This is a genomic window from Microseira sp. BLCC-F43 (assembly GCF_041929235.1).
Taxonomy (GTDB): Bacteria; Cyanobacteriota; Cyanobacteriia; order Cyanobacteriales; family Aerosakkonemataceae; genus Microseira.
Genome location: NZ_JBHFNP010000198.1, coordinates 1 through 7,382, shown reverse-complemented (window position 1 = coordinate 7,382; position 7,382 = coordinate 1). Strand labels below are relative to the sequence as shown.

Genomic DNA, 7,382 nt, shown 5'->3' with positions numbered 1-7,382 from the left:
CTTTACTCCATCAAGCGCAGCATCAGATTATGTCGAAAACCTGGGATTGTTGGGAAAAATGGCAACCACTGCCGCCCTTTTTGAACCGTTTCGCAATCCTGTTACGGTCAGCGAGGTGCGTAGTTGCTTGAGTAAATTGTTGGACGTAACAGCAGAATTGGAGCGCAGAGCAAGGCGTGAAAATATTCGGTGTGAGGAAGCAGAATTACCAAAGCTATGGATTCTGACTCCAACAGCATCAGAAACCTTATTAAATGGGTTTAATGCTGTCCCAGATCAACAGAACTGGCCTCGAGGCATCTACTTTCTTGGGGAGTATTTGCGGACGGCAGTTGTGGTTATCCATCAATTGCCAGAAACAGAAGAAACCTTGTGGTTGAGAATCTTGGGTAGAGGGAGGGTGCAGGAACGCGCGATCGCTCAGTTAAGTGCCTTATCAGTCGATCACCCAGTCCGCGCTATTGCGTTAGAATTATTATATCGGTTGCAATCTAACTTAGCGACAAATCAAGAACAACAATTGGAAGCAGAAGATCGGGAGTTGGTTATGGCGATCGCACCTTTGTTTCAACAACAACTAGAAGCGGCAGAACAACGAGGAGTACAACAAGGTATTGAACGAGGTATTCAACAAGGCATTCAACAAGGTATTGAACGAGGCATTCAACGAGGAAGAGAAGAAGGACAGCGCTCGATTTTAGAAAACTTTCTGCGGGTACGGTTTGGTGAATTAGACGCACTGTTGGCGGTTTTTCTAGCCCCAGTATCGGCTTTACCTGCTAATGAATTTACTCTGTTATTGCTCCAATTCTCCGCACTGACTGGTGACGAAGAAGGGATTGAGCAAGCTAGACGGTTGCTAGCAGAAAATGTTCTGAGAATGCGGTTTAGTCAATTAGATGAGCGCATCCCCGCTCTGGTGACAAATTTACTCTCATTATCTCCGGAAGAGTTAGCGTTATTGTGGCAACAGTTGCCTCAATTATCCGATGATGAACTGTTAGCTAGACTGTCCAATTAGACTGGTTAAAAAGGCTTGTAGGTATGGCGATCGCACCTTTGTTTCAACAGCAATTAGAAGCGGCAGAACAACGGGGGAGACAAGAAGGTAGACAAGCTGGAAGGCAAGAAGGTATACAAGAAGGGATTGAACGAGGGATTCAACAAGGAACAGAGGAGGTTGTTTCTTTGCGATCGCGCAAGCGCCAACAAGATCGGGGGCGATCGCTATCCTTTTACTGGGCTAGAATTGAGAACAGAAGGTAAAAGGAGAGCGCCATGTCAGACCAAGATATCGCTAATATCATTACCATAGAACCTGGTAAGCGAGGTGGCAACCCTTGTATTCGAGGCATGAGAATTACGGTTTATGAAGTGCTGGAATATCCTGCTTCTGGGATGACTTATCAAGAAATCCTAGATGATTTTCCCTATCTGACCCAACAGGATATTTTGGCTTGCTTGAGTTTCGCGGCTAAACGGGAGCAGTTTATGTTAATTGTTCAGTCATGAAACTACTTTTGTTTGACCAAAATCTCTCTCCTCGTCTTGTCGATCGCCTTGCAGATATCTACCCTGGTTCAGTTCATGTCGATGCGATTGGATTACCTACCGCACCCGATCGCGAGGTTTGGGAGTTTGCTCGTCAGTATGACTATATTATCGTTACCAAAGATGCGGATTTTAGCGAATTGAGTCTATTGTTGGGATTTCCCCCCAAAGTAATTTGGATACGACGTGGAAATTGTAAGGGCACGGGATATCGAGATGATGCTAAGAGAGAATTATGCTGCGATCGCGTCTGGATACCAAGTTAGAAATGCCATCGCCTCAGCAATTGTTACATTGCTTGCACGATGGCTAAATGCTGCTGATTGCACTCAAGTGCTTTGTCATAGTTTCCCAAGGTACAGTAAACCTTGCCTAGATTAAGTAAAATCTGCTCCTCCTCCCGGAGATTTCCCATTTCCCGTGTAATGGCTAAATGCTGCTGAAAGTACTCAATTGCTTTGTCCCAATTCTCTAAGGATTTATGAGCAAGTCCCAGATTTCCCAGTGCGTTTCCCTCACCCTTGCGGTTGCCAAGTGCCTGAAAAATGGTTAAACTCTGCTGGTGATATTCAATAGCTTGGGAATCATCTCCTAACGAAAGGTAAGTCAGTCCAAGATATGCCAGTAGGTTTCCCTCCCCCAGGCGATCGCTTCTTGCGCGAAAAATAGCTAAACTCTGCTGGAAATAGTTGATGGCTTGCAGATAATCTCCTTGCCAAAAGTAAATCAATCCTAGATATCCCAGAGCTTCTCCCTCACCTCCGCGATCGCCAATTTCCTTTGCAATAATTAAACTCTCCTGGAGATAGTCAATGGCTTGCGAATACTCTCCTTCCCAACCGTAAGTAAGTCCCAAACTTCCCAAAGCGATTCTCTCACCCCACTCATTTCCGATTAACCTTGCAATACTTAAACTCTGCTTGTAATAGTTAATGGCTTGCGAATAATTTCCTTGCGAACTGTAAGCATTTCCAAGATTTAGCAATGCTGTTCCCTCATTCTTGCGGTTGCCGATTTCCCGAAAAATGTTTAAACTCTTATGGTAATAGTCAATAGCTTGGTAATACTCTCCTAGCCCCTGGTAATCAGTTCCCAGATTTAGTAGTGCGCTTCCTTCACCATCGAGATCGCTTCTTTTTCCTGCAATTATTAACTGTTGCTGGTTATAGTCGATAGCTTGAGGATAATTCCCTAGCATATAGTCAGCATTTCCAAGCATTCCTCGAAAACCCTTCTCAATGCTTGGTTTGTTCAAAATTTGGCTCCACAGCTCAATCACTTCCCTATAGTGACCCCAAAGAAATAAGCTGTCGTCCAATTTGTCATTAGTAGGCGTATTGAGGCGTATAGATATAATTTTTCTTCCTCTTTCCCAATCTTTCACTTGACAAAGATGGTGAACCGCCTGCAAATAACCCTTCACCTTCTCCAAATTAGTATCATCTGGCTTTGCTTTGTAATCCGTAAGCCACTGTACAACTGCTCTGTACTGAAGCCGCTGCTCGCGAGTTGGAAAATCGGCACGGAGATTATTAGGATTGATACCTAACTGTTCCAAAACCAACTCACCAGATGGTGTCAGGTTATTTGTCAAGGTCAATTTCTCCAATTTGTTCAGGTTTCTGGTAGCATTAATCGGTGAGCGATCGCCACACTGCGAATCAAGTTATGTTGTCCCACCAGCCGATTATCTTCATCGTCAATTCCTCCATCTTCAACTAAATACCGTTCGCGCAGAGTTTGCATTGCATCCTGTTGCTGCTTTTCACTGTAACCCTCATCTTCTAAATTAATCAGCCACCACTTTTCTTTGACTTCGCAGCGATATATTGAGGCAGTGCAAAGCAACATATAGGCATCATAAACATCATTTTTTAACCGTTCAAATGTCTGCTCAATTCGTTCTTTTACTTTCCTTCGCAAGACTTTCGTGTACGATGCTAACTGCCACCTATCCTCATCTCCTTTAACTATTCCTTGGTTGCGAGCCTCGTCAATAGCCTCTTTTACTTCTTCAATGTAACGACTATTATCTTTCCAGTAAGCCCTGACTTTACCACCATAAGAACCTTTAATTTCTCCGGCGATTGTCCGCAAGGCTAAAGGATGCCCGTCATAAACTTCCCCAATTACTCGCAGCGGACTATTTGGTAATTCCAAATCGCCATCTAGTTCAGCTTTTTGAAATAACGCTACCTGTTCGGGGATTTCTAATCCTTTCAAAAGTTGGCAATGCCAGATATTTTTGTAGCGATCGCATTCTGTCTCAAACCTAGTTGGCAAATCCTGAGATGTAAGAATCAATCGACTTTGGCAATCTGATTCTGCCAAAAAACTGACAAAAAATTTACCCCACCACTCATCGGCAAAATCACCCCAACCATCCTCTTCATTCCCTGTCAATAGGTACTCAAGAGAATCCATCATGATTAAATAGCGATTTTTCCGCAAGCATTTGACTAACCGCCGTAACAGTTGCTCTGGCTTTCGCTCTTCCTTTGGGACATTTTCCCCCCACTTCTCCAGCCATTGCAGCGCGACACTGGCAAAATCAGAAACTTTATTATTATCTTCAAAATTATCCCTGTGTTCTCTCCAAGAACCTCGCAACTCCTGTACTAGCCGTTCAGCCAAAGCAGTTTTACCGATACCTGTAATCCCAACCAATAGCAAGACACGACAGGAAGATTGTATGCTAGCGCTCAACGTTTGAATCAGAGTTTCTCGCCCAACCCACGCATCATCATAGACGCTAAAGTCCATATATGTTGCCGTTAGCTGGGTTGGGGTATTATCAACAATCTCTTCCCAATTTTCTATGCCAACCGCTTGACAAATAGCTTTAAAGTTTTCCTGACGAATCGCCTGCTTTTGCCAAAATCGTTGCAGGGTTGAACGTGAAACACTTCCGTTGGGAGTAGCTTGCAATAGTTTGTTAGCAGTATCAATCCAAATAGGCGAGTCTTTATTCCATCCTTTCTTTTTCCTAGCTTGATCAATAATTTCTAGCCCGGATTTAGATGCGGGAAGAGAATTTGCCATACATACCACGATTTGGCAGTTTACTAGCTTCAATTTTGACTCAGTTTTTCCAGCACTGCCACAAGTGAGGCGAAAGTCAGGCTGTGCAACCTATTCAGCTAAGCCATTCTAAAAGAGTGGAAGCCAGAGTTAGCGCTAACAAGCTTCTCCTTAAATCAATCCAGAAACAGGAGAAACATCATGGAAGGTCAAACCAATCCGATTATCTGCAAGGGCGAACCAGCGATCGCTGTACCGACCAATATTCCACCAAATATACCGCCACAGTACTGGGGTATCGAAACCGGATTCATTTTAGCGATCGCAATCCTAATCCGCTCAGTTGCCTTACTGATTGAGGTGCTAACCCCGCTGATGTTACGACAAAAGTCTGGTTCTTATAGGAAGTAGTACCCGTAAGCTTGCAAGGAATGCCGCATCTCCTACTTGTGGGGGTGTGGCTTTTTGATGGCGAATGACAGCGCGATGCCAACGGATGCACTTCGCACCCCGATACCTGTGCGCTCTGCACATCACTGTAACTGGGAAAGCGCACATCAGGAGTGCAAATGTGCGATCGCTTTTCATCCTATTGAGGCATGGGCAGAAATTGAATCAACTCGCAAGAGCGATCGCTCTGGCTCAGTCATCAGCTAAAAACCTCAAACAATAGAGAAAACAGACACCCATTCAATCCCCATAAATATCCACATTACTAATAGCAAAAACAGATTCATCAGCACTAGAAGAAGGAAGCGCTTGCAAATCAGCTTTATTTCGCATCGATTCAACCCTATCAGCTTCGCGAATAGCCAAAGGCTTAATTTGCTTGCGTTCTTCAAGCAGAGTTTCAGCAGATATTTCCAACGGTAGAAGTACTGAAGGAATTGGCGCATTCTCATCGGTAAACATCTGATAAAAAGTAGTAGCCGCTGCTCGTTCTACAATCGTTTGAATCTCAGATCCAACACAGCGTTGGGTTCTTTTAATCACCTCTTTTCTTGACTCGTGAGTATAGGGATCGCCACCATTTTTGAATCGAGCATCAAATCGAGCTAAGTGGAGATTAAAAATAGTATTGCGTTCGCCGTGATTGGGCAAATCTACTTTGTAGATGTAGTCAAAGCGTCCGGCGCGGGTGAGTTCTGGTGGCAACCATTCCATGCGGTTAACGCTAGCAATAACAATCGCGTCGCTGGTACGTTCTTGCATCCAAGTCAGCAAAGTTCCAGCAAGTCTTTGACCCAAACCACCGTCGTCAAATCCTGCAAAAGCCTTATCAAAATCATCAAAATAAATTACAACTCGATTGAGTCTATCAGTGAGTTTCAAAAGTTTTTTCAGCCTGGGTTCGGCTTCATTACCATAACCTCTAAAATTCCCCCAATCTACCAAAATTAGAGGAACTCCAACAATTTGAGCGCAGACTTTAGCCGCGTGGGATTTCCCAGTACCAGGAGGGCCAACTAATAATACTCCTTTTGGTACTTTGAGTTTATAGGCTTTTGCCAGGGGACTTAATAATCGTTTGAATTTTTTAAATGCTGCCAGCATTCGATCCAATCCGCCTAAAGGAACTTGAGGTGCAGGTAAAAATTCAATATCATAGAGTCGATTGAAAAGTTGGACTTTGTAGTTAAATAGCTTTTCTGCCAGTTCTTTGGCATTTTCGGGCGAATAGCGGTGGTGAATGGCGCTGAGGGCATTGATGATATCTGAGATATAAAGACCGATACTGCTGTGCGCGATCGCTTCCAATTCCCCTATACTAAGATGCGGCGGCAATCCCTCGGCAGCAACAGATTTGAGAGCGTCTAAAATTTCGTGAATTTCCGGTAATTCCTGAGTAACTAAAGGAATTTGTGGTGCAAGTTCTGGCGTAATTTCTGCTCTAGCACCCAAAAGGATGGCTATTTTTGTCGTTGTTCTGCTGTTTGTATAGAGATTAATTAAATTTGATTTAACCCATTCTGATAAAATTAAAAAATCCGCATCTTGAGTCATGTTAGCTTTAATCCAAGGATAGATATTTTCTAGGATTAATACACCTGACCCTTGGTAATTGTTCCAGATGGGCAGGATATCAAAATAATCTTTGGCGACCTGTAGCTGCGATTTAGTTAGGGGGATTTGTGATTGAATAAATTCTAAGCTGCCAAATTCGCTGAGTTTTAATTGTAAAATCTGATTTGAGCCAAGATTCCAAAGATAGCAGGGGAGAGGGATTGACATGCATATTTTCAAAATGTAAGTAAGGATGCGCTCACGCTCTTGGATAGGGGATTCGCAAGCAATCAGCGGTTGCCCTGCTTTAATCAGAGTTGCTATTTCTGAAATGTCAGAAGGATTCATGGCAATATTCCTGGGCTAACAATCTGATTTTATTGATTTTTGAAATTGGTCAATAGTAACGAAAGTTATAAGTTAGTGCTATTTTTATATCTTTTTGTATATAGGTAACCAGCAAATTATATCAATTGATATCTTGGCTTTTGGGTATCAGATGAATTACTTTAATTTAAAATCTTTCGATTTCTTGAATTAAAGCCGGAATTAATCGAGTCAGACTGTTAAAACAATGTATGAGCAACAATCCGGGGATTTACCCGATTCTTTTACTACCCACTCAAAACATGAGCTTGCCCGACCTCTCGCCCAAAATTTCTACTTCTGGGATGGGTGACGTGCGCTGTGGCGTATCGGAAAAAGAATTTTTAGGTTACTTAAATTATTACTTCAAAGACTGGGTTTATCCTCAGCAGCAGGTGATAGTACCAGGACAGGAACGACCTTTTGTAGTGGATTATTTG

At 43.1% G+C, this 7,382-nt stretch carries 10 protein-coding genes; 7 read left to right on the top strand and 3 right to left on the bottom strand.

Features of this window, described 5'->3' with window-relative positions; translation table 11 throughout:
* The 4 genes from ACE1CM_RS27490 to ACE1CM_RS27475 all read left to right on the top strand — a co-directional run.
* On the top strand, positions 1–1,021 hold a 1,021-nt coding region (locus ACE1CM_RS27490), incomplete at its 5' end, for a flagellar assembly protein H (protein WP_374882037.1).
* A 23-nt stretch (positions 1,022–1,044) separates the two neighbouring features.
* On the top strand, positions 1,045–1,266 hold the full coding sequence (locus ACE1CM_RS27485; protein ID WP_374882036.1) for a hypothetical protein: 222 nt from the start codon (positions 1,045–1,047) through the stop codon (positions 1,264–1,266).
* Positions 1,267–1,278: 12 nt separating this feature from the next.
* Entirely contained in the window at positions 1,279–1,512 is a 234-nt protein-coding gene (locus ACE1CM_RS27480) for a DUF433 domain-containing protein (RefSeq protein WP_374882035.1), read from the top strand.
* Positions 1,509–1,817 carry a DUF5615 family PIN-like protein gene (locus ACE1CM_RS27475; protein ID WP_374882034.1) on the top strand — a complete coding sequence of 103 codons (309 nt, stop codon included), beginning with the start codon at positions 1,509–1,511 and terminating at the stop codon, positions 1,815–1,817. The genes ACE1CM_RS27480 and ACE1CM_RS27475 overlap by 4 nt, the downstream gene beginning before the upstream one ends.
* Before the next feature lie 23 nt (positions 1,818–1,840).
* On the opposite strand, the gene ACE1CM_RS27470 is transcribed toward ACE1CM_RS27475, so the two are convergent.
* Together ACE1CM_RS27470 and ACE1CM_RS27465 are read right to left on the bottom strand one after the other, a co-directional pair.
* Positions 1,841–3,145, bottom strand: coding sequence for a tetratricopeptide repeat protein (locus ACE1CM_RS27470; protein ID WP_374882033.1), 1,305 nt, complete (start codon positions 3,143–3,145; stop codon positions 1,841–1,843).
* Between the two features lie 20 nt (positions 3,146–3,165).
* The gene (locus tag ACE1CM_RS27465; RefSeq protein ID WP_374882032.1) at positions 3,166–4,593 is read right to left on the bottom strand and encodes an ATP-binding protein; all 1,428 of its coding nucleotides are present in this window, start codon (positions 4,591–4,593) and stop codon (positions 3,166–3,168) included.
* A 180-nt stretch (positions 4,594–4,773) separates the two neighbouring features.
* Here ACE1CM_RS27465 and ACE1CM_RS27460 point away from each other — a divergent pair, with 180 nt between their 5' ends.
* Positions 4,774–4,983 (top strand): hypothetical protein, encoded by a 210-nt coding sequence (locus ACE1CM_RS27460; protein WP_374882031.1) that lies wholly within the window; start codon positions 4,774–4,776, stop codon positions 4,981–4,983.
* Between the two features lie 57 nt (positions 4,984–5,040).
* Positions 5,041–5,229: a hypothetical protein gene (locus ACE1CM_RS27455; protein WP_374882030.1), complete on the top strand. Its 189-nt coding sequence runs from the start codon at positions 5,041–5,043 to the stop codon at positions 5,227–5,229.
* A gap of 33 nt (positions 5,230–5,262) precedes the next feature.
* Here ACE1CM_RS27455 and ACE1CM_RS27450 read toward each other — a convergent pair whose 3' ends face one another.
* Positions 5,263–6,924: an AAA family ATPase gene (locus tag ACE1CM_RS27450; protein ID WP_374882029.1), complete on the bottom strand. Its 1,662-nt coding sequence runs from the start codon at positions 6,922–6,924 to the stop codon at positions 5,263–5,265.
* A 230-nt stretch (positions 6,925–7,154) separates the two neighbouring features.
* Between ACE1CM_RS27450 and ACE1CM_RS27445 the strand changes: the two genes are divergently transcribed.
* Positions 7,155–7,382, top strand: a 228-nt coding sequence (locus ACE1CM_RS27445; protein WP_374882028.1) for a hypothetical protein, incomplete at its 3' end; no start/stop codon positions are given.